Raw genomic sequence first — 19,112 nt, forward strand, 5'->3', positions numbered from 1 at the left:
TAGTCCTAGCAAGCCTGCAAATTGCTTCAGCAGTACGAGTCGCGCAACCGAAAGCGTTAAGCCGCCGGTTGTTTCACGGCTGGACCGTAGGAGCACCGACCACACCGAGGAAGTGGAGTCAGAGATGTCGACTGTCGGCACCCCGAAGACCGCTGCGGAGATCCAGAACGACTGGGACACCAACCCCCGTTGGAAGGGCATCACCCGCAACTACACCGCCGAGCAGGTCGTCGCCCTGCAGGGCAACGTCGTCGAGGAGCACACCCTCGCCCGTCGTGGTGCCGAGATCCTGTGGGACCTCGTCAACAACGAGGACTACATCAACTCCCTCGGTGCCCTCACCGGCAACCAGGCCGTGCAGCAGGTCCGCGCCGGCCTGAAGGCCATCTACCTGTCGGGTTGGCAGGTCGCCGGTGACGCGAACCTGTCCGGCCACACCTACCCCGACCAGTCGCTGTACCCGGCGAACTCGGTCCCGTCGGTGGTCCGTCGCATCAACAACGCGCTGCTGCGCGCCGACGAGATCTCCAAGGTCGAGGGTGACAACTCGGTCGCCAACTGGCTGGCCCCGATCGTGGCCGACGCCGAGGCCGGCTTCGGTGGCGCGCTGAACGCCTACGAGCTGCAGAAGGCGATGATCGCCGCTGGTGCCGCCGGTGTCCACTGGGAGGACCAGCTGGCGTCGGAGAAGAAGTGCGGCCACCTCGGTGGCAAGGTGCTGATCCCCACCCAGCAGCACATCCGCACCCTGACCTCCGCGCGCCTGGCCGCCGACGTCGCCGGCGTGCCGTCGGTGATCATCGCCCGCACCGACGCCGAGGCCGCCACCCTGCTCACCACCGACGTGGACGAGCGCGACCGTGAGTTCCTGGACGGCACCCGTACCGCCGAGGGCTTCTTCGGTGTGAAGAACGGCATCGAGCCCTGCATCGCGCGTGCCAAGGCCTACGCCCCGTACTCCGACCTCATCTGGATGGAGACCGGCGTGCCGGACCTCGAGGTCGCGCGCAAGTTCGCCGAGGCCGTCCGCAGCGAGTTCCCGGACCAGCTGCTGGCCTACAACTGCTCGCCTTCGTTCAACTGGAAGGCGCACCTGGACGACGCGACCATCGCGAAGTTCCAGCGTGAGCTCGGCGCGATGGGCTTCAAGTTCCAGTTCATCACCCTGGCCGGCTTCCACTCGCTGAACTACGGCATGTTCGACCTGGCGTACGGCTACGCCCGCGACGGCATGACCTCGTTCGTCGACCTGCAGGAGCGCGAGTTCAAGGCTGCCGCCGAGCGTGGCTTCACCGCCGTGAAGCACCAGCGTGAGGTCGGTGCCGGCTACTTCGACACCATCGCCACCACCGTGGACCCGAACACCTCGACGGCTGCCCTGAAGGGCTCCACCGAAGAGGGTCAGTTCCACTGATCCGCCGGGGTTGCTTTGACTAGCAACACCATTCCTCTACCTCGGTAGGGGTGTACGCCCTCCCACGCCGAACAGCCCCGGCGTGGGAGGGCATCCCTATAACTTGGTCGTCATGACCACCCCAGCCACCCCAGAGCCAGACACACAGCAGGAGCGGGACGTGAGCAGCGAGAAGATTCAGCGCGTCGGCATCATCGGCGCCGGACAAATGGGCGCGGGCATCGCGGAAGTGTGCGCACGCGCGCACGTCGACGTCCTCGTCTACGAGACCAGTCGCGAACTCGCCGCTGCGGGCCGCGCTCGGATCCTGCGCTCGCTGGACCGTGGCGTGAGCAGCGGCAAGATCACCGAGCGCGAGCGGGAGCAGGCGGCCTGGCGGCTGCGCTTCACCTCCGATCTCGGCGACTTCGCCGACCGTCAGCTGGTCGTGGAAGCCGTTGTCGAGAACGAAGAGGTCAAGACGGCCATCTTCAGCGAGCTGGACAAGGTCGTCACCGACCCCGACGCCGTGCTCGCCTCCAACACCTCCTCCATCCCGATCATGAAGATCGCGGTCGCCACGGCGAACCCCGAGCGCGTGGTCGGCCTGCACTTCTTCAACCCGGTGCCGGTGCTGCCGCTGGTCGAGCTGGTCACCACCCTCAAGACCAGCGAGCCGGTCGCCAAGCGCGCCGAGCAGTTCGCCGCCGACATCCTGGGCAAGCAGGTCGTCCGCTCGGCCGACCGCTCCGGCTTCGTCGTCAACGCGCTGCTGGTGCCGTACCTGCTCTCGGCCATCCGGATGGTCGAGTCGGGCTTCGCCACCAAGGAAGACGTCGACAAGGCGATGGTGCTCGGCTGTGCCCACCCGATGGGCCCGCTGGCGCTGACCGACCTGGTCGGCCTGGACACCGTGAAGTCGATCGCGGACTCGATGTACGCCGAGTTCAAGGAGCCGCTGTACTCGGCTCCGCCGCTGCTGATGCGGATGGTCGAGGCGGGCCTGCTGGGCAAGAAGACCGGCGCCGGCTTCTACCAGTACGGCAAGTAGGGGTTTGCTCCCCGGAGGCCACCGTCATCACCAACGACCCGATGACGGTGGCCTTCGGCCATTTCGGGGGTGTTTGCAGGGGGAACAGCGAAGGGTCGCGCTCGCGGCCTAAGCTGCTGTAGCCGGACGCGCCAGCGCGGCCCGGCGATATGTCGAGCGCAGCAATGCGCGGGGACCGGCGAGCGTCCGGGTGACCGCGCAGGTGATCGAAAGGGAGTATCCCGGTCATGGTCAACGTCACCGATGGATTCGGGTCGAGCGTTCTCGGATACCCGAGGATCGGTCCGCACCGCGAGCTCAAGCGTGCGCTCGAGGCGTACTGGCGCGGATCGCTGGAGCGCGAGGAACTGCTCGCGGTAGGCCGTGACATCCAGGAGCGCCAGTTCAACGAGCTGGCCGCGACCGGGCTGACCCAGGTCCCCGGCAACACCTTCTCCTTCTACGACCACATCCTGGACAACGCGCTGCTGTTCGGCGCCGTGCCGTCGCGGTTCAAGGAGCACCAGGAGGGCATGCACCCCCTGGACTTCTACTTCCTGATGGCCCGCGGCAACCCGGACCTGCCGCCGCTGGAGCTGGTGCGTTTCTTCGGCACCAACTACCACTACCGCCAGCCCGAACTCGACGCCGACACCACGTTCTCGCTGCACCCCGAGGCCCTGCTCGACGAGTGGGACCGGGCGATCGCGCGCGGGATCGAGCTGCGCCCGGTCGTGCTCGGCCCGGTGTCGCTGCTGCTGCTGTCCAAGGCCGGTCACGTGCCGGGCGAGACCGAGTTCGACTCGCTGAGCCTGCTCGACAAGCTGCTGCCGTTCTACGAGGAACTGTTCGAGATCCTCGCCAAGCGCGGCTCGACCTGCGTGCAGCTCGACGAACCCTGCTTCACCGGCGAGCGTTCGGCCGCCGAGCTGGCCGCCTTCGACAAGGCCTACCAGCGGCTGGCCAAGGCCCCGCTGCGCCCGCGCATCCTGGTCACCGGCCAGTACGGCGATTTCGGTGAGGCGCTGCGCATCCTGGCCGCGAGCAATGTCGAGGCGATCGGCCTGGACCTGGCGTCCTACCGGATGACGCCGGAGGAGCTGGCCGCGATCCCGGGGATCAAGCGCAAGCGGCTGTACGCCGGTGTCATCGGCGGCACCAATGTCTGGCGTGCCGATCGTTTCGTCACGTTGAACTACCTGAACTCGATCGCCGAGGTCTGCCCCGACCTGGTGGTGTCGACCGGAACCACGCTGCTGCACGTGCCCTACGACGTGCTCGCCGAGTACGACATCGACGGCAATGTCGCCGACCGGCTCGCCTTCGCCAAGCAGAAGGTGGGCGAGGTGGTCTCGCTGGCCAAGGCGCTCACCGAGGGCCCGTCGGACAACTGGCGCAAGCGCCCGACCGAGGTGCACTTCAAGCAGAAGCACGCCGTGCGTCAGCGCGTGTACGCGGTGACCCCGGAGATGCGTGAGCGCGAGCCCTACATCGAGCGCCGCGCCGCCCAGCAGGAACGGCTGAACCTGCCGGTGGTGCCCGCGACCACGCTCGGCTCGTTTCCGCAGAGCGGCAAGCTGCGCCAGGCCCGCCACGAGGTGGCCCAGGGCAGGCTGTCCGAGCAGGACTACCGCAAGCAGGTCGAGGCCGAGATCGAGGCGACGATCCGGCTCCAGGAGGACATCGGCCTCGATGTGTTCGTGCACGGTGAGCACGAGCGCAACGACATGATCCAGTTCTTCGCCGAGCAGCTCGACGGCTTCGCCACCACCCGCTTCGGCTGGGTGCAGGTGTACGGCTCGCGCTGCGTGCGCCCGCCGATCGTCTACGGCGACGTGTCGCGGCCGGCGCCGATGTCGGTCGACTGGACCACCTACGCCCAGTCGCTGACCGACAAGCCGGTCAAGGGCATGGTCACCGGCCCGGTGACGATGCTGGCCCGCTCGTTCGTGCGCCAGGACCAGCCGCTCTACGAGACGGCCGACCAGGTGGCCCTGGCCATCCGCGACGAGGTGGTCGACCTGGAGAAGGCGGGCATCGCGATCATCCAGGTCGACGAGCCCGCCATCCGCGAGCTGCTGCCGCCGCGCCCGCAGGGCCGCGAGGAGTACCTGCGCTGGGCGGTCGGCGCCTTCAAGCTGGCCACCTCCGGTGTGCGGGCCGAGACCCAGATCCACACCCACATCGGCTACTCCGGCCGCACCGAGGTGGTCGACGCGATCGAGCAGCTCGACGCCGACGTCACCGCGATCGTGGCCACCCGCTCGATCGAATGGGTGATGCAGGCCCTCACCGAGGACGCCGCCACCGGCCACGGCCTCAGCCACGGCGTCGGCCCCGGCGTCTACGAGAGCCGCTCGGCCCGCATCCCCGACATCGACGAGCTCGACGAACTGCTCACCCAGGCCGCCGAAGCGGTGACCCCGCAACGACTCTGGGCCAACCCCGACGGCGGCCTGAAGACCCGCCACTACTGGCAGCTCGAGCCCTCGCTGCGCAACATGGTCGCCGCCGCCCGCCGCGTGCGCCGTCGCACCCTGGCCGCCGAAGGGGAATCCGCCGCGGCTGCGGAGTAACCGCGAACTATCAACGGGCGCACCGGGTTTCCGGTGCGCCCGTTCGTTGTGTGCGACTTGTTCAGCTTTCCAAAGCCGAATTGATCCCTGCGGTGAAGGTCGCTAAAGCGCCGGTTATTTCAGGTTCGCGGTAGCCGGTACGGTAGCGAGCTTCCAACGGGCCCAATTTTGCCCATACGACATCGAGAAGGCGTGGCCACAGCGCACTGACCTGCCTGGGAACGTCTCGAACCGCCTCCTCGCCTGCCGCCAGTGGCAGCTCCGGCCTGGGCGGCTGTGCGGGGAAGGTCCCGGTGCCCTCGACGATCGCGATTCTTACCCATGACGTCGGATCGAGATCCCTGGGTACTGAGCGCACGACATCTAATAGAAACTTCTCGATTTCAGATGTCCAACCTGGCTCGGACATTAGAGGTTTGCGGAAGTTGGGAATCTCTTTTGTGAGCTGGTAAATAACCTCGAAGGTCGGTGCATCAATGGTGAAATTGGAGCCGGATTGCATTTTTATCGATATCCTTGTTTCTATTTGAGATCATCGAATGCATCTTTGCCATCTGTCGGCGTGAATACGGTTCCGGCGGGTGGGTCCTCGATTATCAGCGCACCCCTTTCATTATCCCAGTATGCAGTCCGGCCATTTCTGAGATATCTCTGCTCGGTTGCTATTTCGCCATCGAGAACTTTGCGCACGTACTCGGCCAAACCTGTTGCTGAAACGCCGGAGACGTAGTGTGTCCCATCTCCTTGTTGCGCGCGCCCATTCGCATGTTCAGCAATTTTTCTTGCGGCGTCCTGTGTGACGGGGTCATCTCCGCCGAGGGTGCCGTCATCGGGGGAGTTTATCACAATCTCCAACCCGACGATGGTCAGTAGGTCGCCGTTTAGTAGCTCGGCCGTGGAGAAGCTGAGGGTGCTGAGGGTGGTGAGGAATGTGTTGGCGGGCCCGGCTATGGCCCAGGCGGCGTCGTTGAGGAAGTCGATGTCTATCTCGACTTTGTTTTCGTTGGGCGACTGCTGCTTGCTCGGCGCCTTTTCCTTCGCTGGTTGCTCTTTGACGTCTACCGCCGAACGCCCGATTGATATCGCGGTGACGGTAACCACCGCCGCGAACTGAGTATTGATATCCGAACGCATTTTCGTCAAGGCTGTGTTGTGGGCTTCGACTGCGTTGGCGATGTCTTGGGAGGCGGTGCGGATCTCGCGGAGTTTCTCGGCGAGCTTGCGAAGATTGGCCGTATGGTTCGGGATGTCTTCTGGGACTTTGGTGCCGAAGCCTTGTTCCAGCCCGGAGGAAACGGTTAGAAGTCGTGCCACGCCATATTCAAGAGGGTCTGAATTGGCGAAGGTCTTCCACATTGTTGCTGCGCGTGCGAGCTTGTCGGTATCTCCGTCCGGAACTTGGCCCCCGGTGACAAGGGTTGTGACCTTGTCCTGCAGCTCCGTCCAGTCTGTCTGAAGTCCGTTGGTGTAGGCTCCTGATGACGCGATACCGACTACTGTTCCCGCGCCGTAGGGGAGTTCGGTCGGGATGCCGGTTGGCGCTGACGGTGGGGCGCCTTTGTTGGGGTCGCGGTTGGCTGTGTGTTCTGCGGACTTCCAGTTGTAACTGGACGCGGTCAGTATGTCTCCGTAATGTTGCAGTGCTCGCGCGAAGTTGGTCGCGACCATTGTCAACGCGGCAGCACGGTCGTCGTAGGATTTCGACCACGCCTTGACCGCTGCGTAGCCGCCGGCCATCGCATTTGTTTCCAAGAGTACGGTTTGCGGCGTTGTGTAGACGGTTTGGAATTTCTTCGACAAGTCGTAGCATGCCGTGGCCGCGCTTTCGTAGGACTGCGGCGAAATTGCCCCCATGGAAGTCAGCCACCGCTCATTCTCAGGTTGGCTGCCGCTGCAGCACTGTAGGCGTCACGGGCGGTGACCGTGGCGTTGTACATCTGGGTGAGTCCTTCAAATACCGTTGCAGCCCCGGTAACCCATTCTCGGTAGGCTTGCTCTTGAGCGTCCGCGGCGGTCCCCTGCCAGTTCTGCTGCATGGCGGCGACTCGGTCGTTGATGGCGTCGAGGCTTTCGGTGAGGAAGCCGATGAATCCATTGGCGCGGCTGATCAGCTGGTCCAACTCATCGATGTCGAAGGTGAAGTCGCGGGAGTCGTCGGCCATCACATGTTCAATTGCGGTAGGTTGAGCGAGCTCAAAGCATCTGAGTTAGAGATATCTTGGCCAACAACGGTTTTGCTGGCAGTGCCCAGTAGTTCGCCCATCGTTGTGAGCGCGTTCAGTACGTCTGTGGCACCCTTTTTGGTCTCAGTCCAGCCGTCCTCGAATGCCTCCGCTGCCGCACCGCTCCAGTTGTCCAGGACGGTCGATACCTCGCGGTCAAGCGTGCCGAGTCCGTTGATCAGCGACTCCGCGACCTGCTGGATATAGACACCGGCATCGCTCACCTCGGCTGGAACCATCGCGAAAACTGTTCCAGGCGTATCGCTCTCACCCGCCACGCGTCCCCCAACCTCACGCCATCGAAGCGAGCCTATACGCGGCGAGGATGGGGCTGCAACAGACAAGGTAGGTCAATGGTTGAGGGTGGTACCACGAACATGGCGGTAGGCACAGGCGATCCACTGCGTGCAGGCGGGCACTGGCCGCCGAGTCCGGAGCCGTCGCGGAATGGGACGAATGCCGAATGGGTGCACCGGAATCCGGTGCGACCATCGTCATGTCCGGGGGAGCAGGGCCTGGACGCCCGCGGTGAGCTGGGTGGGGGTGGGGGCGTGGTCGGGGTCGATCAGCCATTGCAGGAGCAGGCCGCCGATCATCGTCTGCAGGACCGCGCCGATGGCGCTGTCGGTGCCGAAGGCCTGGGACAGGCCGGTGCGGGCGAGTTCCTGGGCGGTGGCCAGTTCGGCGCGCAGTTCGGGGGAGTGCAGGGCCTGGTTGAGGCATTCGGCGTTGGCCTGCCAGAGCGCGCGGTCCTCGGTGAACGAGGTGATCAGGCGCTGCCAGAAGTCCTCGAGCCGGGCGGTGGGGTCGGCCGGGTCGTCGGCGGGCAGTGAGTCCAGGATGTGCTGCACCGCGGCGGCGCTGGACTCCAGCATCGCCTGTTGCAGCAGCTTGTCGCGGGTGCCGAAGTGGTAGTTGATGGCCGCCAGGTTGGTGCCGGAGGCGGCGACGATATCGCGCACGGTGGTGCGGGCGTAGCCGCGTTCGGCGAGGCAGCGCTTGGCCGCGTCGAGCAGATCTTCTCGGGTTCCCACCCGGGCACGATGGAATCCACCTACTTCGGCACCGGCACCACGCTCGGCACCGTGCCCACCGCGGGCATGCCGCTGTTCCTCGGCACCACCGTCTACGGCACGCTGGACCTCGCGGTCCTGCGCCGGGTGCTCGACGAGCTCGCCGCCGCGCACCCGCTGTTGCGCAGCCGGGTGGTGGACGGCCACCTCGTTCGTGACGACGGTTTCCGTCCCCGCTTCGATGTGCTCGATGGCGACGAGGCCGAGTACCTCGCGCTGCTCAACACGCCGCAGGACTGGCGCGATGGGCTGTTCCGCGCGTACCTGCTGCGAGCCGGGGTGCGGCAGCAGATCGTGCTCGTCGTTCATCACGGCATCGCCGACGGCAGATCGGGATTCGCGCTGCTGGATCGGCTGTGGCGGCACTACACCGCGCACGTGACCGGAGGTGCTGTGCCGCAGGCGGATCCGGACCAGTGGCTGCCCGCCGCGATGGACACCCGGTTGGCCGAGGTGGTGACGGCGGCCGACGCGGAGGCGTGGCTGGACGACCTGCGGGCGCGCGCGACGACGATGGGGCCCGGCGACGCCCCGCGCATGCTGCCCCGCGACGGCGACGGCGCGGGCGCCGACCCGTTGGGCCGATTCGCCATGCAGCGCATCGAGCTGACCGCCGAGGCGACCGCCCACCTCGTGGCAGTGGCTCGCGAGCAGGGGGTTTCGGTGAACAGTGTGGTCAGCGGCGCGGCCTTGGCCGCCGTCCGCACCCGGTTCGCGGAGCCGGGCCCGCTGCCGCTGTTCTTCGGTTACGCGGCCGATGTGCGCGGCGCGGTACGGCCGCCGGTGCCGGTGGAGACCATGGTCAACTACGCCTCGGGCTCCGGTCTGCTCGTGCGCGCGGCGGGCGACGCCGGTCCGCTCGAACTGGCCCGGCTGGTCGACGACGGCTTGCGCGCCGGACTGGATCGTCGCGAACCCGCCCGTTTCCCGCTCGCCGTCCAGCGGGTCGCCGACGAGTTCACCGCCGCCCTGCTGGCGGCCCCGCCGACACTGGCCGTCTCCAATATCGGCCGCCTGCGGCCACATTCGTTCCCCGACGACCTCGCCTTCCTGCGTGACGACGTCTTCGCCATGGGCCCGGCCATGCCGCCGAAGCTCACCGTCTTCACCATCGCGGGCCGCCTCACCCTCCAGCTCGAATACGACACCGCCCGCTACAGCCGCTCCCGCATGGACAAGCTCCGCCTGACCCTCACCGAGCTGCTGCACGACCTGACCTGAACCCTGGTTTCATTACGGTACGTACTGTACTGTTTTGGCATGGACACCTCGACCTGGCCGGATTCCCTGCGTGTCGCGCAGGTCCGGATCGCCCGCCCGACGGACCGGCTCGACGAGGTGGTGCGCTTCTACGTCGACGGGCTGGGGCTGCGCGAGCTGTACCGCTTCGAGAACCACGCGGGCTACGACGGGGTGATGCTCGGCCTGCCCGGCACCGACTACCACCTCGAATTCACCACCCACGTCGACGGCAGTCCCGGCGCCGCGCCGAGCGCCGAGAACTTGCTGGTGCTCTACTTCGACGGTGAGTCCGCGATGTTCGACGCGGTGCGCCGGCTCGGCGAGTTCGGCGCGGAACCGGTCCCGGCCGAGAACCCGTACTGGGCGGCCAACGGCGGCATGGCCTTTCCCGATCCCGACGGCTGGATCGTCATGCTCGTGCCGCGGCCGGTGTTCTGATGCCGGGCCGCGCGCGCGAGGACCGGATCGACACCGCGGTACTCGCCGCGACCCGAGAGGTGCTCGACGACAACGGCTATGCCGACCTGTCCATCGGCGAGGTGGCGACCAGGTCGGGGATCCACCGGCCCGCGATCTACCGGCGCTGGCCGTCGAAGCGGCACCTGGTGGTCGCGGTGGTGGCCGACGCGCTGGGGGTGCGCCCGACCCCCGACACCGGCGACCTGCGCGCGGATCTCACCGTGGCCCTGCGTGATCTGGTCGCGGCGCTGCGCGACACCTCGCTCGATCGGGTACTGCCCGCGCTGGTCGCCGACCTCGCCAACGACCCCGAGCTGCGCGCGCACTTCCTGGCGACGGTCTTCGAACCGCGCCGGGCGAGCACCGCGGCCGCCCTGCGCGCGGGCATGGCGCGCGGCGAGGTCGACCCGGGCATCGACCTCGACTTCGTCCTCGACGTGGTGGCCGCGCCGATCTACTTCCGCGCGCTGTTCGGTCACCTGCCGCTCGACGATGCCCTGGTCGAGTCCTCGGTGGACGCCGTTGTGCGCCTGGTTCAGTGACTGATCGCGGCGACGCCGAACATCGCGGCGACGCCGGTGACGGTGCTCAGCAGGGTCAGCCGGGACGGATGCTCGGCGTGCGCCTCGGGGAGGATGTCGGCGGTGGCCAGGTAGAGCAGGAAACCGGCGAAATAGCCGAGGTACAGGCCGATCCACTCTTCGGGCACGTGGATCAGGGTGCCGAGAATCGCGCCGACGACCGGGGCGATGGCGTCCAGCCCGAGCAGGGTGAGGGCACGTTTGCGGGCGTTGCCGTACAGCGTCGGGATGGTGAACGTGTTGAAGCCGTCGGCGAAGTCGTGGCAGATCACCGCGATCGCGACCGACATGCCGACCGTCGCGCCCGCCTGATAGCCGATCCCGATGCCGAAACCGTCCAGGGTGCTGTGGAAGATCAGGCCCGCCGCGGCGAGCAACCCGACCGACTCGAATCCGTGATGGTGCGAGCCGAATTCACTCTCGTGGCCGGTGTGGATCGCGACCGCGCGCTCGATGATGTGGATGCTGAGGAACCCGGCCACCGCCGCGATCAGCACCACCGGCACGCCGTACACCTCGCCCGAGGACTGTTCGAGCGCCTCCGGGATCAGGTCGAAGGCGACCAGCCCGAGCATGACGCCCGCGGCCAGCCCCAGCACCAGGTGCCTGCGGTCGCCGATCCGCATGGCGACGAAGCCGCCGAACAGCGTCGACAGCATCGACACCAGGGACAGCAGGATCGCCATGGCCGGCCTACTCCTCGGCCTGGTCGGTGGGTTCCGGCTGCTTGGACTTGCGCTTCTTCTTCGGCGGCGCCGGGGTCTCGGCGTCCTCGGCGACCTCGTAGCGCCGCACATAGGCGCCAGCGAAACCCTGCATCGTCGCGGTCACCGGGATGGCCAGCAGCGCGCCCGTCGGCCCGAGCAGCGCCGCGCCCGCGATCACCGCGCCGAAGGCCACTGCCGGATGCATGTCCAGGGTGGTCGCGGTGATCCGTGGTTGCAGCACGTAGTTCTCGAACTGCTGGTAGCCGACGATGAACAGCAGGATCCACAGCGCGCTGATCGGATCGTGCACCAGCGCGACCAGCACCGGCAGCGCGCCGGCCAGATAGGTGCCGACGGTCGGGATGAACTGCGAGACCACGCCGACCCACAGCGCGAGCGCGAACGCCGACGGCACATCGAGCACCCGCAGCGCGACATAGTGGGCGATCGCCGAACACAGCGCCAGCAGCGCGCGCGAATAGATGTAGCCGCCGGTCTTCTCGACCGCGATGTCCCACGCCCGCAGCACGTGCTTCTGCTGCCTGGGCGGCAGCAGCGAGCACACCCAGGTGCGGAAGCGCGGGCCGTCGGCGGCGAAGTAGAAGGTGAACAGCAAGACGCCGAGCAGCTGGAAGATCGCGCCGATCGCGACGGTGCCGATGCCCCAGACGTTTCCGGCCAGCCCGACCAGGTAGCCCTCGATCGTCGAGCTCCACTCCGAGGCGTACTTGGTCAGATCGTCGCCGGAGAGATCCTGGTCGAAGGTCTTGTTGATCCAGTCGACCACGTCCTGCACATAGCCGGGCGCGTTGGCGACCAGCATCGTCACCTGGCTGATCAGCAGCGCGCCCAGCGTCCACACGAACGCGACGATCACCAGCAGCAGCACCCCGAACACCGCGCCGGTGCCCGCGCCGCGCCGAACACCGCGGGCGGCAAGCCAATTCACCGCGGGTTCGATCGCGAACGCCAGGAACAGCGAGACCAGCAGCACGGTCAGCAGGCCCTGCAGTTTGCCGAGGATCCAGAACGCCGCGATCAGCCCGGCGACGGCGAGCGCGGCGTAGAGCAGTGACCGCGGCAGCCAGCGCGGCGGCGTGCGGACCGTCCAGAACGCGGGCAGCGCGGGGCCGGTCGCCGGTGCGGCGGGACCAGAAGTCGATTCGTCGTCGGCCACCACGTCACGGTACCGAGGACGCGCCGATTTCCGCGCGCTGGCGCGCGGGGCTCAGATGGTCGCGGTATCGATGACGAAGCGGTACTGGACGTCGCTGGCGACGACGCGCTCGTAGGCGGAATCGATCTCGTCGGCCGAGATCAGCTCGATCTCCGCGCCGATGCCGTGCGCGGCGCAGAAATTCAGCATCTCCTGGGTCTGCGCGACACCGCCGATCATCGAACCGGCCAGCGACCGGCGGAACGCGGCCAGGTTGCGACCGGTGACGCTCATCGGCTGATCGGGCAGGCCCAGGATCACCAGGGTGCCGTCGAGCGCGAGCAGGCGCAGGTAGTGGTCGATCGGCAGATTCGCCGAGACGGTGTTGATGATCAGGTCGAACGAGCCGCGCAGCTGGCGGAAGGTCTCCCGGTCGCTGGTGGCGTAGTAGTGGTGCGCGCCCATCCGCAGGCCGTCGTCACGCTTGCGCAGCGACTGGCTCAGCACCGTCACCTCGGCGCCGAGCGCCGCCGCGATCTTCACCCCGACGTGCCCGAGCCCGCCCATGCCGATGATCGCGACCTTCTTGCCCGGCCCGGCGTTCCAGTGCCGCAGCGGCGAGTACAGGGTGATGCCCGCGCACAGCAGCGGCGCGGCGACATCGAGGCCGATGCCCTCGGGAATGGCGACGACGAAGCTCTCGCCGACCACGATCTGGGTCGCGTATCCGCCCATCGTGTACCCGCCGGGCTGCACGGACTCCGGGACCGGGGTGTTGTAGGTCCAGGTGGCGCCGTTGGTGCAGTACTGCTCCTCGCCGGCCAGGCACGGCACGCACTTGCCGCAGGAGTTCACCAGGCAGCCGACGCCGACCCGGTCGCCCACCTTGTACTTGCGCACGGCCGAGCCGGTGGCCGCGACGATGCCGGCGATCTCGTGGCCGGGCACGCACGGGTACTTGCTGCCGCCCCACTCGTCGCGGGCGGTGTGGATGTCGGAATGGCAGATACCCGCGTACTTGATGTCGATCAGGACGTCGTCGGGGCCGAGTTCACGGCGCTCGATCGTGACCTTCTCGAAGGACCCGTCGGGGGCGGGGAGGGCGTAGGCGGCTGCGGTACTCATGGAGTCATGCCTACCGCCGCATGCGTCGTTTGCCAACAGGCGCGGCCGGATCGATACCGGATGACTGTGTATCGGGGTCACAATGGAGGTGTCGGCTCGCGAGAGAGGACGGGCGCGTGCACGCTGTCGGACGGGTGTTCGCGACGCTGGTCGTCGCGCTGATCGGCGTGTGCGCTTTCCTGGGATACCGCGGTGACCTGGTACTTCCTTGGAAACCGCACGCGCAGGACTATGTCGCGGTCGTGCAGGCGCCGCCGCAGGTGCCGCTGGACCCGGCGCTGGTCGCGGCCCAGGTGCAGCCTGTGCTGGTCAATATCTCCGTCGACGCCGCGGTGTTCGGGACCACCGCCGCCGGCTCCGGGATCGTGCTCACCCCCGACGGTCAGATCCTGACCAGCCATCACGTGATCAAAGGCGCCGAGGAGGTCTCGGTGACCGATATCGGGAACGGGCTGGTCTACGCGGCCACCGTGCTCGGGTACGACTCGACCGCCGATATCGCGCTGTTGTCGCTGGCAGGGGCGTCCGGCCTGCCGACCGCCCGGCTCGGGTCATCGGCCGAGCTGCGGATCCGCCAGGACGTACTGGCCATCGGCGACGCGGGCGGCGACGGTGGCGCACCCACCTCGGTCGCCGGGCCGATCACCGACCTGGACGCGAGCATCGTCGCGATGAACTCCGCCGACCTGACCCGCAAATCGCTGCGCGGCATGGTGCAGATCGCCGCGCCGGTGGTCGGCGGGCAGTCCGGCGGCGCGCTGGCCGACAGTTCGGGCGCGGTCGTCGGCGTGATCACCGCGGCCTCCGGCGAGCGTCCGGGCGGCGAGCCGCCGAAGCAGGCCAACGGCTACGCGGTCCCGATCGACACGGCCATGCGGGTGGTCGCCCAGATCCGCTCCGGCACCCCCACCGAGACCGTCCACATCGGCCCCACCGCCACCCTCGGCGTCCAGGTCGTCGACGCGAAACCCGCGGGCGCCCAGGTCAACTGGGCCTTCTACGGCCAACCCGCCCGCGCCGCAGGCATCACCACCGGCGACATCATCACCGCCCTCGACGGCCGCCCCATCACCACCGCCCGAGCCCTCAGCTCCGCGATCAACACCCGCAAACCCGCCGACCGCATCCGCCTCGACATCACCGCCCCCGACGGCACCACCCGCACCATCGACGTAGTCCTCGCCGAAGGCACCCCGAACTAGACCAGCGAAGCGATCCCGATCGCCCCGAGCAACCCGGCCACCGACAGCACGAACCCGGCGAAAGCGACCAGCAGCCCCACACCCACGCGCTGCAACGACAACCGCAGGGGAGAAGCGTCCCCGCCGAGCGCCAGCGCGATGATCCCGACCACCGGCGGCAGCACGATCAGCCACCACGCCTGCCGGAACGTCATGTCGAGATACGGCAACGAGATACACGCGAATCCGGCGAGCGTCGCCAGGAAGCTTTCGGGTCCGAACACCGCGGATCGCTTCATGCCGGACGCGGTCACCGCAGGACCAAGCCGGCGAGGCCGATCACCATCGCGGCGGCGAACACCCCGGTGGCGACCCCGAGCAGTCGCGGTGACCTGCGGACGGCGATGATCGCGGCCGCGAGCACGCACAGCGTCAGAACGACGATCGAGACAAGGCCGGGCGCACCCGGAGCCAGGTCGGGATGCCGACGATCGGACAACGCGGCGAGCGCCCCGAACAAGGTCACCCCGATGACCATCGCGCCCGCTGTCGCCAGCGTCGCGCCCCGCCAGTACTCCAGCCGGTCGGCGGGTTTCGAGTCGATGGTCATCGCTGCGATCCAGGGGGCCGGTTCACACCAGGCTCAGCCAGTAGTCCTGGAACTTCAGGAAGACGAGGAGGAGGACTACGGCGTAGAAGACGACGACGAGGGTCCAGCGCCATTCGGCGAGGATGGCCATGATGCCGCGGGAGCGGCCCCAGGTTTCCTGGGTGGTGACGGCGAACAGGAGGGGGGTGACCGCCCAGACGACCATGCAGTACGGGCACAGGGCGTTGATGCGGTAGAGGCTTTGGAAGATGAGCCAGCAGATGGCGGCGACGCCGAGGACGGTGCCGAGCCAGAGGCCGCCCCAGATCCAGCGGGGGAAGCCGACGCCGACGACGGCGAGGACGCCGAGGGTCACCACCACCGAGAAACCGACGATGCCGAACAGCGGGTTGGGGAAACCGAAGACCGCGGCCTGGTCGGTCTTCATGATCGACCCGCACGAGAGCACCGAATTGATGCTGCACGAGGTGACGTAGTTCGGGTCGACGAACAGCTTGAAGCGTTCGACGGTCAGCGTGAACGAGGCCAGCCACCCCGCCAGCCCGGCGATCAGCAGCAGCCACGCCGAGCGGGCGGGGGCGGTGATCACTTGGCCGCGTCGGCGATCACGGACGCCATGCCGTTCTCGGTGAAGAGGGCGTCGGACTGGATGAGCTGCCCGTTGACGAACACCGACGGCGTCGACTGCACGCCGCTGTTCAGGGTCTCCTGGGTGACCTGGGTGATGTAGTCGTTGTACGGCTTGTCATTGATGCAGGTGGCCACCGCGGGATCGGTGTAGCCCACCTCGGTCGCGATCTGGATCAGCTGCTCGTTGCTGAGCCCGGCGGTGCCCTCGGCGGGCTGCTTGGCGAACATGGTCTGCAGCCAGGTCTGGTACTTGCTCGGGTCCGACTTCGCCACGCAGAACGAGGCGTTGGCCGCGCGCGAGGAGTACTGCGTGGTGGACGCGCGATCGAGGAACGAGATGATCTGGTAGTCGATCACGGCGGTGCCGTCGGCCGCGGCCTGCGCCAGCGCCTCGCCGTTGGCGGCCTCGAACTGCTTGCAGGCCGGGCACTGAAGGTCGGCCACGACGCGAACCTTCACCTTGGCGTCCGGGTTGCCGATGCGCACCGCGCCGGAGTCGGTCACCGAACCGCCGGTCGCGGGCAGCTGGGCCGCCGATGTGGTGCTGCTGTCGGTGTCGGACTGCTTGACGGCGATGCCGATGCCGATCGCCGCCACCAGAGCCACCAGGACGGCGGCGACGCCGACCTGGATCGCGATCTTGCGCTTCCTGTCGGCTGCTTCGGCCGCCGCCAGCGGATTCTGCTTGCCCGTGCTCACCGTTGTCACACGCCTTTCGTTCGTGGTCTCCCCACCGGGGACATCATGCGGGCCGAACCTGAGAGTTTCTTCAACGATCCGATCAGGACGCGTCGAGCCTGCGCAGCTGCTCGGCGACATCGAAATCGGCGGGCGGCCAATCCAGTTTCAGGCCGTTCAGCGCGTCGATCAGCAATTCGGTCACCGCGAGGCGCGCGTACCACTTGTGGTCGGCGGGCAGCACGTACCACGGCGCGTAATCGGTGTTGGTGCGTTCCAGCACCGCCTGGTAGGCCTTCTGGTACTCGGGCCAGTAGCCGCGTTCGGTGATGTCGGCGGGATTGAACTTCCAGTACTTGTCGGGGCGTTCCAGCCGCTCGCGGAGCCTGCGCTTCTGCTCCTCGAGCGAGACGAACATGGCCACCTTCACGATGGTGGTCCCGGCGTCGGCGACCTCGTGTTCGAAGGCGTTGATCAGGCCGTAGCGCTGCTCCCATTCGGACTGCGGCACCAGGTCGTGCACGCGCACGACCAGCACGTCCTCGTAGTGCGAGCGGTCGAACACGCCGATCTGGCCGTGCGCGGGCAGGCGCTTGCGGATGCGCCAGAGGAAGTCGTGCTGCTTCTCCTCCTCGGTCGGCACCCCGAAGGACGCGTGGTCGACGCCCTGCGGGTCGACCGAGCCGATCACGTGGCGCACGATGCCGCCCTTGCCCGCGGTGTCCATGCCCTGCAGGACCAGCAGCACGCTGTGCTTGCCGCCGGTGCGGCCGTGCGCGAACAGCTTCTCCTGCAGGTCCGAGAGCACGGCGGCGCGCTCGGTCAGCAGCTCCTTGCCGCGGGCCTTGTCACCGGTGAATCCCGGCGTCGCCGAGGTGTCGAGGTCGATGATCCGCTGGCCGTCGGCCCGCAGCGCGGTGGTGACGGGTTCGGCCCAGTGTTTCGCCATTTCCCATGCCTACCACTACTGCGCGCGATCGACCGGCAAGCTCGACGCAATCGTTGCCTGCCAGCAGGCCACCCCGGCCGGGTCGGCGATCTCGGGCCGGTGCACGTACACCGGGTCGGCGCCCGCCGCCTGCTGCGCGCGGTAGTCGGCCAGCAGCCGGAACGCGACGACACCGAGCGGGATGATGGCGGCCAGGTTGACCAGCGCCATCACGCCCATGAACACATCGGCCAGGTTCCAGATCAGGCTCACCGAGCCGAGCGCGCCGCCGAACACGGCCACCAGCACGGCCACCCGGAACGCGGTGAGCATCTGCGGCCGGTCGGTGATGAACTCGATATTGGCCCGGCCGTAGTAGAAATTGCCGATCATCGAGCTGAACGCGAGCAGGAACACCACCGCGGTCAGCACGTGCCCGGCCCAGGTGCCGAGGCTGTGCTGCAGCGCGCTCTGGGTGAGGTCGGCGCTGCGCCGCTCGGACAGGTCGGGATCGCTGGTCAGGATGATGAACGCGGTGATCGAGCAGATCAGCAGGGTGTCGAAGTAGACGCCGAGCGACTGCACCAGCCCCTGCTTCACCGGATGCGAGACGTCGGCGGCGGCCGCCGCGTTCGGCGAGGAGCCCAGGCCCGCCTCGTTGGAGAACATGCCGCGCCGGATGCCCTGCGCGATGGCGGCGCCGATCCCGCCGCCGACCACCTCGCGCAGGCCGAACGCGCCGCCGACGATATCGGCGAGCACCCGCGGCAGATCGTCGATGTTCAGCGCCACCACCGCGATGCCGAGCAGCAGGTACACGACCGCCATGATCGGCACGAGTACCTCGGTGATGTGGCTGATCCGGCGCACCCCGCCGAAGATCACCACGCCGAGCAGGATGATCAGCGCGAGCCCGACCGCGAGCGGGAACCAGTCGCCGTCCAGGCCCGACAGCGATGCCCGCGTGGTCGCCACGATGGTGTTGGACTGCACGGCGTTGAACACGAAACCGAAGGTCACCGTGATGATGACCGCGAAGATAAGGCCCTGCCAGCGCCGCCGCAGCCCGTACTCCATGTAGTAGGCGGGCCCGCCACGGAAGGTGCCCGGCTCGTGCTCCGGTCGCTTGTACAGCTGGGCGAGCGTGGATTCGACGAAGGCCGACGCGGCGCCGAGGGTCGCCATCGCCCACATCCAGAACACCGCGCCCGGTCCGCCGACACTGATCGCGGTGGCGACGCCGGCGATATTGCCGGTGCCGACCCGCGCCGCCGCCGAGATACTGAACGCGCCGAACGCCGACACCGACTTCTTGCCGTCGGCGGCGGGCTGCCCCTTCTCGGCGACCACCCGCAGCATCTCCGGCAGCATCCGCAACTGCACGACACCGCTGCGCACGGTGAAGTACAGCCCGGCCGCGATCACCAGCGGGATCAGCAGCCAGTTCCAGAACACGTCGTTGACATCGACGACGACCGAGTTCAGCGTGTCCATGCGGCGAAGGCTACCGCCGGGCAACCC

Annotated in this window: 21 protein-coding genes; 7 read left to right on the forward strand and 14 right to left on the reverse strand. The window is 67.6% G+C overall.

The window, feature by feature from the left end; genetic code table 11:
* Positions 1–124: 124 nt before the first annotated feature.
* From aceA to metE, 3 genes are all read left to right on the forward strand, one after another.
* On the forward strand, positions 125–1,414 hold the full coding sequence (aceA, locus tag ACFVW6_RS03080) for an isocitrate lyase (RefSeq protein ID WP_355274148.1): 1,290 nt from the start codon (positions 125–127) through the stop codon (positions 1,412–1,414).
* A gap of 160 nt (positions 1,415–1,574) precedes the next feature.
* The gene (locus tag ACFVW6_RS03085) at positions 1,575–2,444 is read left to right on the forward strand and encodes a 3-hydroxybutyryl-CoA dehydrogenase (RefSeq protein WP_218722035.1); all 870 of its coding nucleotides are present in this window, start codon (positions 1,575–1,577) and stop codon (positions 2,442–2,444) included.
* Between the two features lie 227 nt (positions 2,445–2,671).
* Positions 2,672–4,999, forward strand: coding sequence for a 5-methyltetrahydropteroyltriglutamate--homocysteine S-methyltransferase (metE, locus tag ACFVW6_RS03090; protein ID WP_378824006.1), 2,328 nt, complete (start codon positions 2,672–2,674; stop codon positions 4,997–4,999).
* A gap of 61 nt (positions 5,000–5,060) precedes the next feature.
* Here metE and ACFVW6_RS03095 read toward each other — a convergent pair whose 3' ends face one another.
* From ACFVW6_RS03095 to ACFVW6_RS03115, 5 genes are all read right to left on the reverse strand, one after another.
* The gene (locus ACFVW6_RS03095; RefSeq protein ID WP_378824005.1) at positions 5,061–5,501 is read right to left on the reverse strand and encodes a hypothetical protein; all 441 of its coding nucleotides are present in this window, start codon (positions 5,499–5,501) and stop codon (positions 5,061–5,063) included.
* A 20-nt stretch (positions 5,502–5,521) separates the two neighbouring features.
* On the reverse strand, positions 5,522–6,799 hold the full coding sequence (locus tag ACFVW6_RS03100) for a hypothetical protein (RefSeq protein ID WP_378824004.1): 1,278 nt from the start codon (positions 6,797–6,799) through the stop codon (positions 5,522–5,524).
* Positions 6,800–6,858: 59 nt separating this feature from the next.
* Positions 6,859–7,161, reverse strand: a complete 303-nt coding sequence (locus ACFVW6_RS03105) for a WXG100 family type VII secretion target (protein ID WP_378824003.1) — start codon at positions 7,159–7,161, stop codon at positions 6,859–6,861.
* Positions 7,161–7,460, reverse strand: coding sequence for a WXG100 family type VII secretion target (locus ACFVW6_RS03110; RefSeq protein ID WP_378824002.1), 300 nt, complete (start codon positions 7,458–7,460; stop codon positions 7,161–7,163). Before ACFVW6_RS03110 ends, ACFVW6_RS03105 begins: the two co-directional genes overlap by 1 nt.
* Before the next feature lie 255 nt (positions 7,461–7,715).
* A complete protein-coding gene (locus ACFVW6_RS03115; RefSeq protein ID WP_378824001.1) occupies positions 7,716–8,255 on the reverse strand; it encodes a TetR/AcrR family transcriptional regulator in 540 nt (179 codons plus the stop codon).
* Between the two features lie 9 nt (positions 8,256–8,264).
* On the opposite strand from ACFVW6_RS03115, the gene ACFVW6_RS03120 reads away from it, so the two are divergent.
* From ACFVW6_RS03120 to ACFVW6_RS03130, 3 genes are read left to right on the forward strand one after another with little or no spacing between them, the layout of a single operon-like run.
* The gene (locus ACFVW6_RS03120; protein WP_378824000.1) at positions 8,265–9,515 is read left to right on the forward strand and encodes a hypothetical protein; all 1,251 of its coding nucleotides are present in this window, start codon (positions 8,265–8,267) and stop codon (positions 9,513–9,515) included.
* Positions 9,516–9,554: 39 nt separating this feature from the next.
* The gene (locus ACFVW6_RS03125) at positions 9,555–9,974 is read left to right on the forward strand and encodes a VOC family protein (RefSeq protein ID WP_378823999.1); all 420 of its coding nucleotides are present in this window, start codon (positions 9,555–9,557) and stop codon (positions 9,972–9,974) included.
* Complete coding sequence (locus ACFVW6_RS03130) at positions 9,974–10,537, forward strand: TetR/AcrR family transcriptional regulator (RefSeq protein WP_378823998.1); 564 nt, start codon at positions 9,974–9,976, stop codon at positions 10,535–10,537. Before ACFVW6_RS03125 ends, ACFVW6_RS03130 begins: the two co-directional genes overlap by 1 nt.
* On the opposite strand, the gene ACFVW6_RS03135 is transcribed toward ACFVW6_RS03130, so the two are convergent.
* The 3 genes from ACFVW6_RS03135 to ACFVW6_RS03145 are packed head-to-tail and all read right to left on the reverse strand — an operon-like array spanning position 10,531 to position 13,564.
* Entirely contained in the window at positions 10,531–11,262 is a 732-nt protein-coding gene (locus tag ACFVW6_RS03135) for a ZIP family metal transporter (RefSeq protein WP_378823997.1), read from the reverse strand. The genes ACFVW6_RS03130 and ACFVW6_RS03135 overlap by 7 nt on opposite strands.
* A 7-nt stretch (positions 11,263–11,269) precedes the next feature.
* Positions 11,270–12,460 carry an AI-2E family transporter gene (locus ACFVW6_RS03140; RefSeq protein ID WP_365008533.1) on the reverse strand — a complete coding sequence of 397 codons (1,191 nt, stop codon included), beginning with the start codon at positions 12,458–12,460 and terminating at the stop codon, positions 11,270–11,272.
* 51 nt (positions 12,461–12,511) lie between these two features.
* Complete coding sequence (locus ACFVW6_RS03145) at positions 12,512–13,564, reverse strand: NAD(P)-dependent alcohol dehydrogenase (protein ID WP_378823995.1); 1,053 nt, start codon at positions 13,562–13,564, stop codon at positions 12,512–12,514.
* Positions 13,565–13,680: 116 nt separating this feature from the next.
* On the opposite strand from ACFVW6_RS03145, the gene ACFVW6_RS03150 reads away from it, so the two are divergent.
* The gene (locus ACFVW6_RS03150) at positions 13,681–14,766 is read left to right on the forward strand and encodes a S1C family serine protease (protein WP_378823994.1); all 1,086 of its coding nucleotides are present in this window, start codon (positions 13,681–13,683) and stop codon (positions 14,764–14,766) included.
* On the opposite strand, the gene ACFVW6_RS03155 is transcribed toward ACFVW6_RS03150, so the two are convergent.
* The 6 genes from ACFVW6_RS03155 to ACFVW6_RS03180 all read right to left on the reverse strand — a co-directional run bounded on the left by ACFVW6_RS03155 (position 14,763) and on the right by ACFVW6_RS03180 (position 19,085).
* On the reverse strand, positions 14,763–15,044 hold the full coding sequence (locus ACFVW6_RS03155; protein WP_378823993.1) for a hypothetical protein: 282 nt from the start codon (positions 15,042–15,044) through the stop codon (positions 14,763–14,765). The two genes, ACFVW6_RS03150 and ACFVW6_RS03155, sit on opposite strands and share 4 nt — an antisense overlap.
* A gap of 11 nt (positions 15,045–15,055) precedes the next feature.
* On the reverse strand, positions 15,056–15,355 hold the full coding sequence (locus ACFVW6_RS03160; protein WP_378823992.1) for a hypothetical protein: 300 nt from the start codon (positions 15,353–15,355) through the stop codon (positions 15,056–15,058).
* Between the two features lie 22 nt (positions 15,356–15,377).
* Positions 15,378–15,944 carry a vitamin K epoxide reductase family protein gene (locus ACFVW6_RS03165; RefSeq protein WP_218722026.1) on the reverse strand — a complete coding sequence of 189 codons (567 nt, stop codon included), beginning with the start codon at positions 15,942–15,944 and terminating at the stop codon, positions 15,378–15,380.
* A complete protein-coding gene (locus ACFVW6_RS03170; protein WP_378823991.1) occupies positions 15,941–16,693 on the reverse strand; it encodes a DsbA family protein in 753 nt (250 codons plus the stop codon). The genes ACFVW6_RS03165 and ACFVW6_RS03170 overlap by 4 nt, the downstream gene beginning before the upstream one ends.
* Before the next feature lie 73 nt (positions 16,694–16,766).
* Positions 16,767–17,612 carry a polyphosphate kinase 2 family protein gene (locus ACFVW6_RS03175; protein ID WP_378823990.1) on the reverse strand — a complete coding sequence of 282 codons (846 nt, stop codon included), beginning with the start codon at positions 17,610–17,612 and terminating at the stop codon, positions 16,767–16,769.
* A gap of 15 nt (positions 17,613–17,627) precedes the next feature.
* Positions 17,628–19,085 (reverse strand): alanine/glycine:cation symporter family protein, encoded by a 1,458-nt coding sequence (locus ACFVW6_RS03180; RefSeq protein WP_378823988.1) that lies wholly within the window; start codon positions 19,083–19,085, stop codon positions 17,628–17,630.
* Positions 19,086–19,112: the final 27 nt, after the last annotated feature.

Origin of the sequence: Nocardia sp. NPDC058244 (assembly GCF_042882065.1) — a bacterium.
In the GTDB taxonomy this organism is placed as follows: Bacteria; Actinomycetota; Actinomycetes; order Mycobacteriales; family Mycobacteriaceae; genus Nocardia.